Genomic DNA, 15,429 nt, shown 5'->3' on the forward strand with positions numbered 1-15,429 from the left:
TCCACCAGGCCGTTTCGCCGAGGATGGCCCCCATGACCACAGACCTGACCCCGAGCCCGATCACGGGGGAGCGCACCCGGCTGACCAACCTCGCCTACCGGTTCCTCGGCTCCCTGTCCGAGGCCGAGGACGCCGTACAGGAGGCCTACACCCGCTGGTACGCCATGCCCCGGCAGAAGCGGGAGGCCGTGGAGTCGCCCGGCGCCTGGCTGACGACCGTGGCGAGCCGCGTCTGCCTCGACGTGCTCGGCTCCGCCCGCGCCCGGCGCGAGAGCTACGTCGGCCAGTGGGTTCCGGAGCCGCTGCCCGACCGCACCGAGTGGACGGGCAGCGGCTCCGGCGCCGACCCGGCCGACCGGGTCACCCTCGACGAGTCGGTCGACATGGCCTTCCTCGTCGTACTGGAGACGATGACCCCCGCCGAAAGGGTCGCGTTCATCCTCCACGACGTCTTCCGCTACCCCTTCGCCGAAGTCGCCGCCGTCGTCGGCCGCACCCCGGCGGCCTGCCGCCAGCTGGCGTCGTCGGCGCGCCGCCGCGTCGGCACGGCGAGCCCCGACCCGGGCCCGGCCGCCGGACGGGCCGCCGTCATCAGGGACTTCAAGCGGGCCTGGGAGGCCAAGGACGTCGCTGCCCTCGTCGGCCTCCTCGACCCCGGGGCCACGATGATCGCCGACGGCGGGGGCCTGGTGAGCGCCGCGCTGCACCCGCTGGTGGGCGCGGAGCGGATCGCCCGCCACATCACCGACAACGGCGGGAGGTCGACGCCCGGCATGACCCTCCTGGAACGGTCCGTGAACGGCCGCCCCGGCCTGGTGGCCCGGTTCGGCGACACCACGATCACGGTGGCCGCGTTCGGCGTCACGGGCGACCGGATCACCCACATCTGGGCGGTCCGCAACCCGGAGAAGCTGCGCACCTGGAACTGACGCCCACCCGCCCCGCCCGGTCCGCGCACGGATCCGGGCGGGTGCCGCCACCGGCGACCACGGGTTCGAGCCAGACGGTCCCACCCCACCGGAGCGCCTAGTTCCGCAAGGTCCGCGCTTCCGAGATGATGTGCGCCCGTCACCCCGGCCGAAAGGATCGGAGCATGGCCAGCCTGTGGTCAGGGCAGGGCGTACTGCGCCGCAAGCCGATCGAGCACATCGAAGACCCCGAAGGCGCCCCCAGCGAACAGCTCACCCGCACACTCGGCCTCTGGCAGCTCACCGCCATCGGCGTCGGCGGCATCATCGGCGCCGGCATCTTCACCCTCGCCGGCACCGTCGCCAACGGCGTCGCCGGGCCCGCGGTGCTGCTCTCCTTCCTCATCGCCGGCGTGGCCAGCGCCGCGGCGGCGTTCTCCTACGCCGAGTTCGCCGGCCTGATCCCGAAGGCCGGCTCCGCCTACACCTACGGGTACGCCGTCCTCGGCGAGCTGGCCGGCTGGCTCATCGGCTGGGACCTGCTGCTGGAGTACACGGCCATCGTGGCGGTCGTCGCCATCGGCATCTCCGGCTACTTCAACTTCCTCCTGGAGGAGACCGGCGCCTCCCTCCCCACCTGGATGCTCGGCGCCCCGGGCACCGGCGACGGACACCGCTTCGACCTCATCGCGGCGGTCCTTTGCCTGTTCACGGCCTACCTGCTCACCCTCGGCATCAAGAACGCCGCCCGCTTCGAGACGGTCGTGGTCGTCCTCAAGGTGCTGGTCGTCCTCCTGGTGGTCGTCGTCGGCTTCTTCCACATCAAGTCCGACAACTACACGCCGTTCTTCCCGTTCGGCGTGGGCGGGGCCTTCACCGGAGCCGCCACCGTCTTCTTCGCCGTCTTCGGCTACGACGCCATGAGCACGGCGGCGGAGGAGTCCAAGGACGCGCAGCGGCACATGCCCCGCGCGATCCTCTACTCCCTGGCCATCGCCATGGTGCTGTACGTCCTCGCCTGCCTGGTCCTGACGGGCATGCAGAAGTACACCGAGATCGACCCGGAGAGCGGGTTCTCCAGCGCCTTCAAGGCGGCCGGGCTGCCCGTCGTCGCCGACATCATCGCGGTCGGCGCGATCATCGGCATCCTCACCGTCATGTTCACCTTCATGCTCGGCGTGACCCGCGTGTGGTTCTCCATGAGCCGTGACGGACTGCTGCCCCACTGGTTCGCCAAGACCCACCCCACCCGGCACGTCCCCACCCGCGTCACCTGGATCGTCGGCGTGGCCTCGGCGGCCATCGCGGGCTTCGTACCGATCGGCGAGGCGGCGGAGCTCACCAACATCGGCATCCTGCTCGCCTTCGCCGTCGTGTGCACCTCGGTCATCGTGCTCCGCTACAAGCGCCCCGACCTGCCCCGCACCTTCCGCACCCCGCTGATGCCCTTCACCCCCGCCATCGGGGTCATCGCCTCGATCTGGCTCATCACCTACCTCCGCGTGGAGACCTGGCTCCGCTTCGTGGTCTGGTTCCTCATCGGCCTGGCCGTCTACTTCGGCTACTCCTACCGCAACTCCAAGCTCGCGGGACGCACGGCCACCGGCCGGTGAGCGCGCGGCATCGGACGGGCCGTCGCGCTGCGGCTGGCCGCCGAGGGAGCCCGGTACGTGTCCGGGTACGCGACCCTCGGCGAGGGCGGCACCGACGGCGCCGAACGGGACTTCGAAGCGGCCGCCGCCCTGGCCCGGGGCAGCGGCAGCCCCGCCGCCCTCGGCCCCTCCGTACCGGACGCCCTGCGGCTGCTGGGCCTGCCGGAGGAGCTGATCACGGCGGTGGCCGCGCGCTGAGGCGCCCCCGGGACGTGCGCGTCAGCGCAGGCGCCGCCAGAAGGGCGGGACCTCGCCCTCCCGCCGGTTGGGGTGCGGGGTGACCTCACGGGGGGTGAGGGACCAGGCGCTGTCGTAGCTGACGATCAGCAGCCGGGCCCCGCGCGTCAGCGCCACCGTGCTCCGCCCCGGCCACCTGTCACCGCTGTGCAGCGTCCGGCGCGAAGCGCTGCGCCGGAGGGACTCCAGCTCGAACCAGGCGTCGTCCTTGCTGTTTCGGTACCTGACGGCGAGGTCGACGGCGGGACCCGAGTACGCCAGGACGTCGGAGCCGACGCCCTCGACGCGCTCGGAGGCGTCGCGCAGCACCGAGACCGGGCTGACGGTGATCTTCCACTCGCCCCGTGCCTTCACGCGCAGCCGCAGCGGCCCGTTCCCGTCGGGGTCCACGATCCCGCGCCCGGTGAAGTCCTCGTTCCAGCCGCGCAGGGCCGCGGGGGTCTTCTCGCGGTTGCGGTGGTTCAGCGCGTTGACCTCCACGTGGCCGTCCCCCAGGCGGACCAGGTCGACGACCGCGAAGCCGGCCGCCGTGGCCGGCTCCACCCGGACGATGTCCTCCCCCCTGCCCTCCTGCGTGAAGACGGGGAAGTCCGGACCGAAGTCGGTCGGGAGGCTGTTGATCCGCCGGGTGATGGTGCCCAGCAGAGGAGCACCGGACTTGGAGACGGGAATGCCCGCGGGTACGGCGGGGGCCGCGGCCGCCCCGCCGTCGGACGGCACGGAAGCCTCCGGAGCCGGAGCCGGAGCCGGAGCCCGGACCGCCTCCGTCTGCGCAGGGGCCGCCGTCGCCGGGAGCGGCGGGGCGGGCGGCGGAGCCTCGGGCAGTGCCGGTGCGGGCGGCGGACCGGCGTCCGGCTCCTCCGCCGCGGCCTCCGCCTCCGCCTCGTCCTCCACCGAGAACCCGTAGTCCTCGGCCAGCCCCGGCAGCCCGGAGTCGTAGCCCTGCCCGACCGCGCGGAACTTCCAGCCCCCGTCGCGGCGGTAGAACTCGCCCAGCACGTAGGCGGTTTCGGTCGCCGCGTCGTCGTCGTCGACCGAGTACACCACCATCCGCTCGCCCGTGGCGGTGCTGACCGCCTCCAGGTACAGCCCCGGTATCTCGCCGAAGGTCGCGCCCTCGGAGGAGGCCGCGATGACGATGCGTTCCACCTCCGGCTCGACCCGGGCCGGGTCGATCTCCAGCCAGTCGGCCATCCGGCCGTCCTCGCTGCGGGCGTTGCCCAGCAGTTCCACGGCGCTGGTGGCGTGCGACCGCTGGTTGTAGAAGATCAGGTCGCTGCGGCCCCTCACCTTTCCGCTGTCGTCGAGCAGCAGTGCCGCCGGGTCGATCTCGGGCACACCGGGCCCGGCCGCCCGACGGACCACGGCGACCCGCATGGGCTCGCCGGACATGGGCAGATTGCCCCCCTTGATGATCTGCGTCATGACAGCATCGTCGCAGGCCAGTCGGGTGCAAGTCGAGCTCTTGTTCCCCGGTGTGACGATCCGTCGGACAGTTCCTAGCACACTCGGCCCGGCCGGGGGCGGACCTCGGACATGCCCGCCCCCGGAGCCCGGTGCCCTGGCTAACGTGCTCTGGACGGCCGGGCCGGGCGGCGGCGGCCGGGGAGGAGCGGGCGGATGGGCACCACGGTGGTGGGGTTCCGGCTCGGCTGGGACAGGAAGGGCCGGCAGGCCACGGTGGTGCTCACGCAGGCGGGCGTCCTCCACCACAGCAGCGGCCTCCTCGGACTGGCGCCGCGCCCCGCCCGGCCGCAGGCCCCGGCGGGCCCGGACCCGCATCCGGTGCCGCGGCAGGCCGCCACCCTGCGCCGGGTGTACGCGGGGCTGGTCCACCAGGGCTACGGCCGGGAGCTGATCCCACCCTCCTGCGTCCGGCTCGACACCGACGAACGCCCCCTCCACCCCCGCCCGTGGGGCGAACACGCGCCCCGGGCGCATCCGGAGCTGATCGCCGAGTTCACCGGAGCCGCCCCCTCCGGCCCCGGCACGCTCGACGAGGCCCTGACCGCCTTCTACGCCGAGATCGGCCTCCTCCCGCGAGCCCGCACCGCCGCGCTCCCGCCCGCCCCGCCAGGCGCCGTCCCGCCGGCGGTCCGCCGGGCGCTGGGCGCGCTCGCCGAAGGCCGGACCCTCGCCTCCCGTCCGGGGCGCGCCGCCGGATGGAGCGTCACGGGCACGGGTGTACGCCTGCACGCCGGCCCGGCCGGCGAGCAGCTCAGCCACCGCGAAGTGGCCGAGCTCCAGGCGGCCCTGACGGCCTGGCTGCGCCACCACCGGGGCCCGGGTACGGGGGCCGGCGCGCGCTGACCCGTATCGGACGCCCGGCCGCCCCGTCACCCGGAACGCGCAGTCCTCCCGGGCCATCGGTGCGGGAAGGCCCGGCCGTGTGGTTTCCTGGGCCCGCTCCGTACCGTGGCGGAGCGACTACCTGGAGTGAAGGGGATGCTGTCGTGAGCGTTCTGGACATCAAGCTGGACCGGTCGTTCGACGTCTTCGACTCGGACCGCGACGGGCGGCTCGACAAGGCGGACGTCATCGGCCTCTCGGACCGGCTCGCCGAGTCGCTCGGCCTCACCCCGGACGACGTGGCCGGGCTCCGGGACTCGCTGGCGGAGCTCTGGGACACCGTCTTCCAGCGGATGGACCGCAACGACGACGGGGGAGTCGACCGGCAGGAGTTCCGGGCGGCCTTCCGGGCGCGGATCGTCACCGACCAGAACCGGATCTGGGAGCGCATCCGGAACATGAGCAACGCCTGGACCGAGCTCGGCGACCGCGACGGCGACGGCATGCTGAGCCGTGACGAGTACACCTCGCTGCTCCACGGCATGTTCCGGCTGCCCCGGCAGACCTTCGACGAGGCCTTCGACCGGCTGGACGTCGACGGCGACGGGCAGCTCAGCCGCGAGGAGATCAGCTCCGCGATGAAGGAGTACTACACCAGCGAGAACCACGCGGCCCGCGGGAACCAGTTCTTCGGCCGGCTCTGAGGAGCCGCTCCGAGATCCGCCGGGGCGGTGGCGGGCGTCCGCGCCCCCGCTGCCGCCCCGCCGCCCGCACGGCCTCCTCCGCAGCCGGTTCGTATCGCCTCCCCGCTCGTTGACCCGGGCGGAAGCCGATCTTTCGATACTTTTTGGAGGCCCCCGATGGCGGATGCCGCACTGCCGGTGATCGTCCTGTCCGACTCCGATCCGCTGAGCCGGCACGAGACTGCGGAGCTGGTGCAGAGCTGGTACCGGACGTCGTTCCGCGTGCTCCAGGTCGGCGGACCCGCGGAGGTGGTCCGGGCACTGGACTCGCTGGCCGACCGGAAGGTCCCCGTCGCCGCCGTGCTCGCCGACGAGGCCCCCGAGCCCGGAGCCGCTCACCCCGGCGTGCGCTGGGTGCCACTGGCCCGGCGCTCCGACGACCTGCCCGGAGCCGGCGGGGCGGGCGCGGACGGCGCGGCGGGCGGGGCCGGCGGGGCCGGCGGGGAACACCCCGCCGAGCACCTCAGGCTCGCGCTGGACGACTCCCTCTGCACCTGGAACGCCGACTGCCGGGGCGACTTGCCGACCGCCGAAGTGCGCGGCAGCCGCTTCTCGCCCGCCGCCTACGCCGTACGGGACTTCCTCGGCCGCAGCGGCGTGATCTTCCGCTGGCTGCCCGAGGAGGACGGCCGGGACGCCCCGGTGACCGTCCGGCTCGGCGACGGCACCGAACTGGCGGACCCCTCGATCAGCGAACTGGCCGAACGCCTCGGCCTGATCCGCCCGGCCGGGCAGGACCACTACGACGTCGCCGTCATCGGCGGCGGGCCCGGAGGCCTCTCCGCGGCGGTGTACGCGGCGGCCGAGGGCATGAGCGTGGTCGTGATCGAGGACGACGCCCCGGGCGGGCAGGCCGGATCGACCTCGCGGATCGAGAACTACCTCGGCTTCCCCGTCGGCCTGACCGGCGGCGACCTCGCCCAGCGCGCCCTGCAGCAGGCCCGCCGGGCCCGCGTCGAGTGGCAGCCCACCCGGGTGGCCAGCCGGGTGACCCCCACGGGCACGGGCGACCACAGGGTCGAGTTCGTCAAGGCGGGCACCGAGGAGGCGGCCTCGGTGACCGCCGCGGCCGTTGTGGTCGCCACCGGAGTGGACTGGAACCGCCTGACGGCCCCCGGCGTCGACCGGCTCCTCCACTCCGGCGTGTACTACGGCTCCTGCCTCTCCGACGCCCCCTCGACCGCCGGCGAGGACGTGTACATGGTGGGCGCGGGCAACTCCGCCGGTCAGGCCGCCCTCTACTTCGCCCGCTACGCCCGCTCCGTCACCCTGCTGGTGCGCGGCACCGACCTCGGCGCCTCCATGTCGAGCTACCTGGTCCAGCGCATCGAGCGGACCCCGGGCCTGCGGGTGCTGCTGGGCACCGAGGTCGCCGAGTGCCTCGGCGGGGACACCCTCACCGGGCTCAGGCTGCGCGAGCGCGACGGCGGCGAGCGGACCGTCGGCGCGCACTGCCTGTACGTCCTGATCGGCGGCCGCCCGTCGACCGAATGGCTCGGCGGCGCGCTGAAGCTCGACGGGCGCGGGTACGTGCTCACCGGCGGCGCCGGAGCGGGCCCCGACGCGCTCCAGATGGAGACCAGCGTGCCCGGCGTGTTCGCCGTGGGCGACGTCCGGTCCGGATCCGTCAAGCGGGTCGGCGCCGCCGTGGGCGAGGGCGCCGCGGTCGCGCAGTCGCTGGTCGAGTACCGGCGGCGGCACCCCGACCGCTTCCGGGACGCGCGGGCGGCCTGCGGCTTCTGACCCGCACCGGTACCGGCCCCCGCCGCCCGGGCGGCGGGGGCCGGGCGCCGGGTGTCAGGGCCCGGCGTTCAGCTCCGCGACGATCGAGGCGGGAGTGTGCCCGCCGCTGTCGGACAGCCGGTGGAAGTCGACGGATACGAAGTTCGGCGCGCGCCCCCCGGCCGCCGTCCGGCACTGCCCGGAGACGCGGTTCCTGAGCTTGGCCCCGTTGTCCAGGGCCGCGGTGAGGACGGTCGGCACGTTGCGGTGGTGGCTCATGGTGAACAGCCGCCGGAAACCGGGCTCCCGGCGGTCCAGGGGTACGTCGGGCCAGCGGGTGACGCACGAGAGGTCGTCGCCCATGTCGCCCAGGCTCCAGTAGTTGGCGACCGTCCACGACCGGTCGTACATGACGCCCAGCTGCTCCCGGTCGGAGCGGTCGGAGAAGACGAGCAGCCGCTTGCCGGCGGTGACGAGGTCGGCCACCTTCGGCCAGCCGTTCTGCCGCACGCCCCACTGGTCGGGCCGGAACAGGAGCTGGTCGAGCCCCCGGACCCGGCCCAGGGACTGCCGCAGCTGCTCGGCGCTGACGTAGTCCTCCAGGAAGACGGTCACGAACTCCTGGGGATGGGCGGCGAGGAAGTCCACCACGGTCTGCATCGTGCCGTGGAAGGACTGCCGGGGCAGGGCGTACGTGGCCCCGGCGAAGGTCTTGCAGTCGCCGTGGCACAGGTAGACGTCACTGGGGTAGCAGTCGCTGCCGAAGCTGATGACGCACAGCCAGGTGCTGTGCTCGTACCAGTGCGTGTCCAGGCTGAGGCCGCGCACCCCGTTGTCGAGCTGGGCGCGCACCGACTCCGACTGGTTCACCGAACTCCAGCGGGAATCATCGTAGTTGGTGAAGGAGTTGTGGGTGGTGAGGAAGGCGGCCTCGTCGAGCCGGCGGTCGCCCCAGCGGGCCGCGGCGGCTGCCGACGCGGCTGTGGTGGGGGCGGTGTGCGGCGCAGGGGCGGCCGCGGCGCCCGGTGCGCCGAGGAGGGCCGCCAGGAGCAGGCACAGGAGCAGGCGGAGCCCGGTTCTTCGGGCGGGTCGGGCGGCGCGGAGTCCCGCCCGGGGGGCCCTGTAGGGCGTGTCCATGTCAATCATGGGCCGGAGGGTAGCGCTCCGCCCGGCGATGCGCCCGTACGCGGACGGGTTCGGCCGGTTCCCGCCGGCCCGGGGAATACGACGGCCGCACCTGCCGTTCCGGGGTATGGTTGAATCGTAAACAATTGTGGGAAGGGGAGCCATGCAGTTCGGGATCTTCACCGTCGGTGACATCACGCCCGATCCGACGACCGGACGCGCGCCCGGCGAGCACGAGCGGATCAAGGCGATGCTCGCGATCGCGCAGAAGGCCGAGGAGGTCGGCCTCGACGTCTTCGCCACCGGCGAGCACCACAACCCGCCGTTCGTCCCCTCCTCGCCGACGACGATGCTCGGCTACATCGCGGCGCGCACCGAGAACCTGATCCTCTCCACGTCGACGACCCTGATCACCACGAACGACCCGGTGAAGATCGCCGAGGACTTCGCGATGCTCCAGCACGTCGCCGACGGCCGCGTGGACCTCATGATGGGGCGCGGGAACACCGGCCCGGTCTACCCCTGGTTCGGCAAGGACATCCGCGACGGCATCGACCTCGCCATCGAGAACTACGCGCTGCTCCGCCGCCTGTGGGACGAGGACGTGGTCACCTGGAAGGGCAAGTTCCGCACGCCGCTCCAGTCCTTCACCTCCACCCCGCGACCCCTGGACGGCGTCGCGCCCTTCGTGTGGCACGGCTCCATCCGCTCACCCGAGATCGCCGAACAGGCCGCCTACTACGGCGACGGCTTCTTCCACAACAACATCTTCTGGCCGGCCTCCCACACCAGGCAGATGGTGAACCTGTACCGCGAGCGCTACGCCCACTACGGGCACGGCACCCCCGAGCAGGCCGTCGTCGGGCTCGGCGGCCAGGTGTTCATGCGCCGGAACTCGCAGGACGCGGTGCGCGAGTTCCGCCCCTACTTCGACAAGGCCCCGGTGTACGGCCACGGCCCGTCCCTGGAGGAGTTCACCTCCCAGACGCCGCTGACCGTGGGCTCGCCGCAGCAGGTCATCGAGCGGACCCTCTCCTTCCGGGACTACGCGGGCGACTACCAGCGCCAGCTGTTCCTGGTGGACCACGCCGGCCTGCCCCTCAAGACCGTCCTGGAACAGCTCGACCTGCTCGGCGAGGAGGTCGTGCCGGTGCTGCGCAAGGAGTTCGCGAACCTGCGCCCGGCCGGCGTGCCGGACGCGCCGACCCACCGGGCCCGGGTGGCCGCGGCCGCCACGAGCCGGGAGGAGGAGCGGGCATGAACCTCGTCGTCGTATCGGCCGGCCTGAGCTCGCCCTCCTCCACCCGGCTGCTCGCCGACCGCCTCGCGGCCGCGACGCCGGCCCCCGCGGACACCCGGACGGAGGTGATCGAGCTGCGCGACCTGGCGACGGAGATCGCCCAGCACCTCGTCACCGGGTTCCCGCCCGCCCGGCTGGCCGCCGCCCTCGACGCGGTGGCCGCCGCGGACGGACTGATCGCCGTCACGCCGGTGTTCGCGGCCTCCTACAGCGGCCTGTTCAAGTCGTTCTTCGACCTCATCGACAAGGACGCCCTGACCGGGAAGCCGGTGCTCCTCGGGGCGACCGGCGGTACCGCCCGGCACTCCCTGGTCACCGAGCACGCCCTGCGCCCGCTCTTCACCCACCTGCGCGCCCTCGCCCTGCCGACCGCCGTGTACGCGGCCTCGGAGGACTGGGGTGGGGAGGGGCTGGAGCGGCGGATCGCCCGGGCCGGCGCGGAGCTGGCGCGCTTCATGGCGCCCGCCTCCGGGGCGGCGGCCCCGGACGTCGACACCGCCGCCGCGATCGCGCCCCGCTCGCTGACGGGGGCGATCACCTCGGTGGACCCGGCGGACGGCTTCACGGTGGTCCCCTTCGAACAGCGCCTGGCCGCGCTACGGGCCGGCTAGGGGGTGTCCTCGCCCCTGGCGGTCTGTTCGGCGGCGTGGGCGATGTTGCGGGCCATGCCGCCGAACACCGCAGCGTGGAAGGGGCTCACGGCCCACCAGTACAGGTGGCCCAGCAGGCCGCGCGGGTGGAAGAGGGCGCGCTGCCGGTAGCGGGACCGGCCCTCGTGCGCGGGGTCGGGTTCTGCGTACATCTCCAGCCACGCCAGACCCGGCACCCGCATCTCGGCGCGCAGCCGCAGCAGCCGCCCCGGCTCGATCTCCTCGACCCGCCAGAAGTCGAGCGCGTCGCCCACCCGCAGCCGCCCGGCGTCGCGGCGGCCGCGGCGCAGGCCCACGCCGCCCGCCAGCCGGTCCAGCCAGCCCCGGACGGCCCACGCCAGCGGGAAGGAGTACCAGCCGTGCTCGCCGCCGACGCCCTCCACCACGCGCCACAACGCCGCCGGAGGGGCCGCCACCCCCGTGCTGCGGTGGTCGGTGTACAGGCTGCCGCCGGCCCAGTCGGGATCGGTGGGCAGCGGGTCGCTGGGGGCGCCGGGCAGGGAGGCGGAGGACCACCGGGTGCTCACCTGGGCCTCGCGCACCCGCTGCAGGGCGAAGGCCAGGGCCCGGTCGAAGGCCAGCGGCGCGCCGGGCGGGTCGGGCACCCAGCGGGCGATGTCGTGCTCCGCGCACACCACCTCGTGGCGCAGGGACTCGGCGAGTGGCCGGGCCAGCGCCCGGGGGACCGGGGTGACCAGGCCGATCCAGAGGCTGGAGAGCCCGGGGCTGAGCATGGGCACGCGCAGGATGCGCCGCTGCGGAAGCTCGGCGACCGTCGCGTAGCGGTGCATCATCTCCTCGTACGTGAGCACGTCCGGCCCGCCGATGTCGAAGGCGCGGCTCACCTCGGGCGGCATGGCCGCGCTGCCGACGAGGTACCGCAGCACGTCGCGGACGGCGATGGGCTGCACGCGGGTGCCCACCCAGCTCGGCGTGATCATGACGGGGAGCCGTTCCGTCAGGTAGCGCAGCATCTCGAAGGACGCGGAGCCGGAGCCGATGACCACCGCCGCCCGCAGCACGGTGCAGGGGACCCCCGAGGCCAGCAGGATCTCGCCCACTTCGGCCCGGGAGCGCAGGTGCGGCGAGAGCCGTTCGGGGGGCAGGTCCGCCGGGGTCAGCCCGCCCAGGTAGACGATGCGCGGTACGCCGGCCAGCCGCGCCCGCTCGGCGAAGAGCCGGGCCGCGGCCCGGTCGCGCTCCTCGAAGCCGGGACCCGCGCCGAGGCCGTGCACCAGGTAGTAGGCCACGTCGACCCCGCGCAGGGCCGCGTCCAGCGAGTCCGCGTCGGTGACGTCCCCGCGCACCACCTGGGACCGGGGAGCCCAGGGGTGGTCGCGCAGCCGCTCGGGGGAGCGGGCCATCGCCCGGACCCGGTAGCCGGCGTCGAGCAGCTCGGGCACCAGACGGCCGCCGATGTAGCCGGTGGCGCCGGTGACCAGGCAGAGGTCCCCCGGCCCGGCTCGTCCCCGCTCGTGACCGGCCATGGCTCGCTCCTTTCGGGCGCGACGGGAGCCCCGCACCCTCCGAGCCTGGACCGGCTGGCGGCGCGGGCGCAAAACGCAGCGCTTGCGCATCGCTCCGCCGCCCGGGGGCGACCCTACGCGCCCTCGTCGTCCGGGCGGAGCGCGGCGCGGACACCGGTGATGACCACGGCCAGCAGGCACAGGGCGATGACGGTCTCGGCCCACAGGAAGGCGAACCAGTCCAGCACGCAGCCGATGGGCGGAGTGCCGGGTGCGGTGTTGCGGAACGCGGAGAGGGCGAACAGGGTGGCGGCCATCCAGGCGAGGGCGGGCCACACCAGGCCCTCGCCGCGGGTGGTCAGGTACCAGGCCCCGATCAGCACGGAGGCCGCCAGCGCCCACATCACCCCCATCATGAAGACCGCGAAGACGAGCAGGCTGCCGGACCGTTCCAGCCCCAGGAGCAGGGCGGCCTCCTGCGGGGTGGACGCGGGCGTCGCGTCCACCGCGAAGAGGCTGTCGCTGTTGGAGAACAGCAACCGCACCGGCACCTGCCTGCCGCCCAGCTGGGCCCAGAACTCCACGTCGGTCTCGTACGAGTCGAACGGGTAGTCACTGATCGACCCGCCCGTCAGGGCGACCTGCACGTCCCTGGTGGGGATCCGCTCGTGCGCCTTGAACGCCAGGTCCCCGAGCGTCGCCGCGGAGGTCTGGAGGCTCAGGTCCGCCACCGGAGCGGTGCCGTCCTCCTCGCCGAGGGTTCCGAGCGGGGTGACCCGGACCCGCAGGACCAGCTCCCGGGCCGCGGCGTCGACGCGCTGCACGGTGGCCCGCACGTCCACCCGGTCGGCGGCCTGCGAGCCGACCGCGTGCACCTTGTCGAGCGCCTGCCGCTCGGAGAACTGCAGCCACGACCCCAATCCCACCGCCACCACGATCAGGACCGCGATGGGGAGCAGGACCGGCAGCAGCGACGCTCCGGTCGGACGGGGGTGGCGTGGGTCCCAGGGGGTGGCCATGGTGACTCCGGCGGGAGGGGGAGGGGCGGTGGACCGCGGTGCGATCCTCGTCCACCGGCCCGGCGATCCGCCGCATCCGCCCGGGGCGTGTCGCCGCCCGACCCACGTCGGCCGCCTGCGCCGCCCGACCCACGTCGGCCGCCTGCGCCGCCCGACCCACGTCGGCCGCCTGCGCCGCCCGACCCACGTCGGCCGCCTGCGCCGCCCGCCTCCGTCGACCGTCCCGGCCGACCGCCTCCGCCGGGCGCGCCCGGGCGCGGGTCAGGCCCCCGGCGGCCGGACCGGCAGGCACAGGCCCACGACCGCTCCGCCGCCCTCGGCCGTGCGGGCGAACACGGAACCCCCGTCGGCCGCGACCAGCTCGTGGACGATCGCCAGTCCCAGCCCGGACCCCGGCGTGCCCTGGGTGCCGGGCCCCCGGTGGAAGCGGTCGAACACGGCCCGGTCCTGCCCCGGCGGGATGCCCGGCCCCCGGTCGTGGACGCTGACCCGCGGCCCCTCCACCCGGACCAGGACCGGACTGCCGGGCGGGCTGAACTTCACGGCGTTGCTCAGCAGGTTGTCCAGACAGCGCTGCACCGCGCGCGGCCGGGCGTACACGGTCCCGCCCGGCGCCGCCTCGACGGTGACCTCGCGCCCGCTGCGCCGTCGGCAGCGGTGGGCGGCGTCCCCGGCCGCCTCCGCCAGGTCGACCGCCTCGGGCCGCTCCCCGGTGTGGCGGTCGGTGGCCAGCTCGACGACCTCGCGGACCAGGTCGTCCAGGGCGACGGTCTCGCGGACCAGGGTCGCGAGGATCTGCTCCTCGTCCTCGGGCGAGAGCCGCCCCCGGGCGCGCTGGAGCAGTTCGGCGCTGCCGCGCACCGAGGTCAGCGGGGTGCGCAGCTCGTGTCCGGCGTCCTCGACGAGCTGGCGCTGCTGGGCGCGGGAACGGCGCAGCGCGTCCAGCATGGCCTCGAAGCTGCGGGTGAGCCGGCCGATCTCGTCGCGCCCGGCGGGCGGCAGGTCGGCGGCCAGGTCCTGGGTGGTGCTGATCCGGTGCGCGGCGCCGACCAGGCGGTTCACTGGCCGCAGGATCCGGCCCAGGACCCACCAGCTGAGCAGCGCGGCGACCGCCGTGGCCGCGGCGGTGGTCCAGGTGATCCGCCACATGAACCCCCGGTCGAGGGCTGCGGCGCCGCGGTAGCTCTGCGCCACCGTGACCGCCCCGCCGGCCGGCAGCGGCAGGGTGAGGACGCCGTACTCGGTGCCGTCCACGACCACGTCCTCCCGGCTGCTGCCCGAGCCCGTACGGGCCACCCGCGCGGCTCCCTCCGACACCGGCAGACGGACGGCGGGGCCCGGCCCGGCGGGCGCGGCGCCGGCCGGCGGGCCGCCGGGGAGGACGCTGCCGTCGGCGAGCAGCACCTGCTCGGTCCAACCGGGCCGGGCGGGCGGGGTGCGTCCGGCGTCGAGCAGCGCGACCACGGCCCCGGCCCGGTCCTCCAGGCCGCGTTCGAGCTCGTCCCCGACGAGGAGGCCGATGCCCCGGTAGGAGGTGAACGCGGCGAACAGCATCGCGAGACCCGCGGCCGCGACGACCACGAGGGTGATCTTCGTACGGAGCATCAGGCGGGCCGCACCGTGTACCCGACGTTGCGCACGGTGTGCACGACGCGCGCCGCCCCGCCCTCCTCGGTCTTGCGGCGCAGGTAGCCGATGTAGACGTCGAGGGAGCGCGAGGTGGTGTCGAAGTCGAAGCCCCAGATCCGCTCGTAGATCTGACTGCGGGTCAGTACGGTTCCCTGGTGCGTCAGGAGCAGCTCCAGGACGTCGAACTCCGTCTTCGTCAGGTCCAGCGGCCGCCCCGCCCGCTCGGCGCCCCGGGAGGCCGGGTCCAGCACCAGGTCCCCGGCCGTGAGCAGTCCCGAGCGGGCCGCCTCCGGTTCGGTGCGCCGCAGCAACGCGCGTATCCGGGCGAGGAGTTCCTCGGTGGCGAAGGGCTTGGCGAGGTAGTCGTCGGCGCCCGCGTCCAGGCCGGCCACCCGGTCCCCGACCTGGTCGCGGGCGGTCAGTACCAGGACCGGCAGCCGGTCGCCGCGCCGGCGCAGCGTCCGGCACAGCGACAGCCCGTCCAGCCCGGGCATGACCACGTCCACCAGCGCCAGGTCCGGTTCCTCCCGGTCCAGCGCCGCCAGGCCCTGGACCCCGTCGGCCGCCTGCACCACCCGGTACCCCTCGAAGCGCAGCAGCTGGTCCAGGGTGCTGCGTACGCCCGGGTCGTCCTCGACGACCAGCACCGTGCGGCGGTGCGCCGTGATCGCGTCAGTCATGTGATCATC

General features: G+C 74.3%; 14 protein-coding genes. 8 read left to right on the top strand and 6 right to left on the bottom strand.

The annotated features are described in order from the left end of the window. Nucleotides 1-32 precede the first annotated feature (32 nt). From sigJ to OG553_RS34000, 3 genes are all read left to right on the top strand, one after another. Nucleotides 33-929: an RNA polymerase sigma factor SigJ gene (gene sigJ, locus OG553_RS33990; protein ID WP_405982691.1), complete on the top strand. Its 897-nt coding sequence runs from the start codon at nt 33-35 to the stop codon at nt 927-929. 164 nt (nt 930-1,093) lie between these two features. Next, the gene (locus tag OG553_RS33995; protein WP_405982692.1) at nt 1,094-2,521 is read left to right on the top strand and encodes an amino acid permease; all 1,428 of its coding nucleotides are present in this window, start codon (nt 1,094-1,096) and stop codon (nt 2,519-2,521) included. 57 nt (nt 2,522-2,578) lie between these two features. Next, the gene (locus OG553_RS34000; RefSeq protein ID WP_405982693.1) at nt 2,579-2,758 is read left to right on the top strand and encodes a hypothetical protein; all 180 of its coding nucleotides are present in this window, start codon (nt 2,579-2,581) and stop codon (nt 2,756-2,758) included. Between the two features lie 21 nt (nt 2,759-2,779). Here the strand turns inward: OG553_RS34000 and OG553_RS34005 are convergent, their stop codons facing one another. Next, nucleotides 2,780-4,222, bottom strand: a complete 1,443-nt coding sequence (locus OG553_RS34005) for a TerD family protein (protein WP_405982694.1) — start codon at nt 4,220-4,222, stop codon at nt 2,780-2,782. A 195-nt stretch (nt 4,223-4,417) separates the two neighbouring features. Here OG553_RS34005 and OG553_RS34010 point away from each other — a divergent pair, with 195 nt between their 5' ends. The 3 genes from OG553_RS34010 (at nt 4,418) to OG553_RS34020 (ending at nt 7,572) form a co-directional block, all read left to right on the top strand. Beyond that, nucleotides 4,418-5,107 (top strand): hypothetical protein, encoded by a 690-nt coding sequence (locus tag OG553_RS34010; RefSeq protein WP_405982695.1) that lies wholly within the window; start codon nt 4,418-4,420, stop codon nt 5,105-5,107. A gap of 143 nt (nt 5,108-5,250) precedes the next feature. Beyond that, complete coding sequence (locus OG553_RS34015; RefSeq protein ID WP_405982696.1) at nt 5,251-5,790, top strand: EF-hand domain-containing protein; 540 nt, start codon at nt 5,251-5,253, stop codon at nt 5,788-5,790. Between the two features lie 156 nt (nt 5,791-5,946). Continuing rightward, a complete protein-coding gene (locus tag OG553_RS34020; RefSeq protein ID WP_405982697.1) occupies nt 5,947-7,572 on the top strand; it encodes an NAD(P)/FAD-dependent oxidoreductase in 1,626 nt (541 codons plus the stop codon). Between the two features lie 54 nt (nt 7,573-7,626). On the opposite strand, the gene OG553_RS34025 is transcribed toward OG553_RS34020, so the two are convergent. Next, a complete protein-coding gene (locus OG553_RS34025) occupies nt 7,627-8,697 on the bottom strand; it encodes a PI-PLC domain-containing protein (RefSeq protein ID WP_405982698.1) in 1,071 nt (356 codons plus the stop codon). A gap of 142 nt (nt 8,698-8,839) precedes the next feature. Between OG553_RS34025 and OG553_RS34030 the strand changes: the two genes are divergently transcribed. Both OG553_RS34030 and OG553_RS34035 read left to right on the top strand, forming a co-directional pair. Next, on the top strand, nt 8,840-9,937 hold the full coding sequence (locus OG553_RS34030; RefSeq protein WP_405982699.1) for an LLM class flavin-dependent oxidoreductase: 1,098 nt from the start codon (nt 8,840-8,842) through the stop codon (nt 9,935-9,937). Next, entirely contained in the window at nt 9,934-10,587 is a 654-nt protein-coding gene (locus tag OG553_RS34035; RefSeq protein ID WP_405982700.1) for a CE1759 family FMN reductase, read from the top strand. The genes OG553_RS34030 and OG553_RS34035 overlap by 4 nt, the downstream gene beginning before the upstream one ends. Here the strand turns inward: OG553_RS34035 and OG553_RS34040 are convergent. From OG553_RS34040 to OG553_RS34055, 4 genes are all read right to left on the bottom strand, one after another. Further along, nucleotides 10,584-12,113, bottom strand: coding sequence for an SDR family oxidoreductase (locus OG553_RS34040; protein ID WP_405982701.1), 1,530 nt, complete (start codon nt 12,111-12,113; stop codon nt 10,584-10,586). The two genes, OG553_RS34035 and OG553_RS34040, sit on opposite strands and share 4 nt — an antisense overlap. 113 nt (nt 12,114-12,226) lie before the next feature. Beyond that, a complete protein-coding gene (locus OG553_RS34045) occupies nt 12,227-13,111 on the bottom strand; it encodes a DUF4436 family protein (RefSeq protein WP_405982702.1) in 885 nt (294 codons plus the stop codon). A gap of 261 nt (nt 13,112-13,372) precedes the next feature. After that, complete coding sequence (locus tag OG553_RS34050; protein WP_405982703.1) at nt 13,373-14,716, bottom strand: ATP-binding protein; 1,344 nt, start codon at nt 14,714-14,716, stop codon at nt 13,373-13,375. Then, on the bottom strand, nt 14,716-15,420 hold the full coding sequence (locus OG553_RS34055; protein WP_405982704.1) for a response regulator transcription factor: 705 nt from the start codon (nt 15,418-15,420) through the stop codon (nt 14,716-14,718). Before OG553_RS34055 ends, OG553_RS34050 begins: the two co-directional genes overlap by 1 nt. Nucleotides 15,421-15,429: the final 9 nt, after the last annotated feature.

Source organism: Streptomyces sp. NBC_00158 (genome assembly GCF_045160885.1).
Taxonomy (GTDB): Bacteria; Actinomycetota; Actinomycetes; order Streptomycetales; family Streptomycetaceae; genus Streptomyces.

Coding starts and splice junctions, on each gene's coding strand:
- sigJ (WP_405982691.1), top strand. CDS start 33: ATGACCACAGACCTGACCCCGAGCCCGATCACGGGGGAGCGCACCCGG.
- OG553_RS33995 (WP_405982692.1), top strand. CDS start 1,094: ATGGCCAGCCTGTGGTCAGGGCAGGGCGTACTGCGCCGCAAGCCGATC.
- OG553_RS34005 (WP_405982694.1), bottom strand. CDS start 4,222: ATGACGCAGATCATCAAGGGGGGCAATCTGCCCATGTCCGGCGAGCCC.
- OG553_RS34010 (WP_405982695.1), top strand. CDS start 4,418: ATGGGCACCACGGTGGTGGGGTTCCGGCTCGGCTGGGACAGGAAGGGC.
- OG553_RS34020 (WP_405982697.1), top strand. CDS start 5,947: ATGGCGGATGCCGCACTGCCGGTGATCGTCCTGTCCGACTCCGATCCG.
- OG553_RS34025 (WP_405982698.1), bottom strand. CDS start 8,697: ATGATTGACATGGACACGCCCTACAGGGCCCCCCGGGCGGGACTCCGC.
- OG553_RS34030 (WP_405982699.1), top strand. CDS start 8,840: ATGCAGTTCGGGATCTTCACCGTCGGTGACATCACGCCCGATCCGACG.
- OG553_RS34035 (WP_405982700.1), top strand. CDS start 9,934: ATGAACCTCGTCGTCGTATCGGCCGGCCTGAGCTCGCCCTCCTCCACC.
- OG553_RS34040 (WP_405982701.1), bottom strand. CDS start 12,113: ATGGCCGGTCACGAGCGGGGACGAGCCGGGCCGGGGGACCTCTGCCTG.
- OG553_RS34045 (WP_405982702.1), bottom strand. CDS start 13,111: ATGGCCACCCCCTGGGACCCACGCCACCCCCGTCCGACCGGAGCGTCG.
- OG553_RS34050 (WP_405982703.1), bottom strand. CDS start 14,716: ATGCTCCGTACGAAGATCACCCTCGTGGTCGTCGCGGCCGCGGGTCTC.
- OG553_RS34055 (WP_405982704.1), bottom strand. CDS start 15,420: ATGACTGACGCGATCACGGCGCACCGCCGCACGGTGCTGGTCGTCGAG.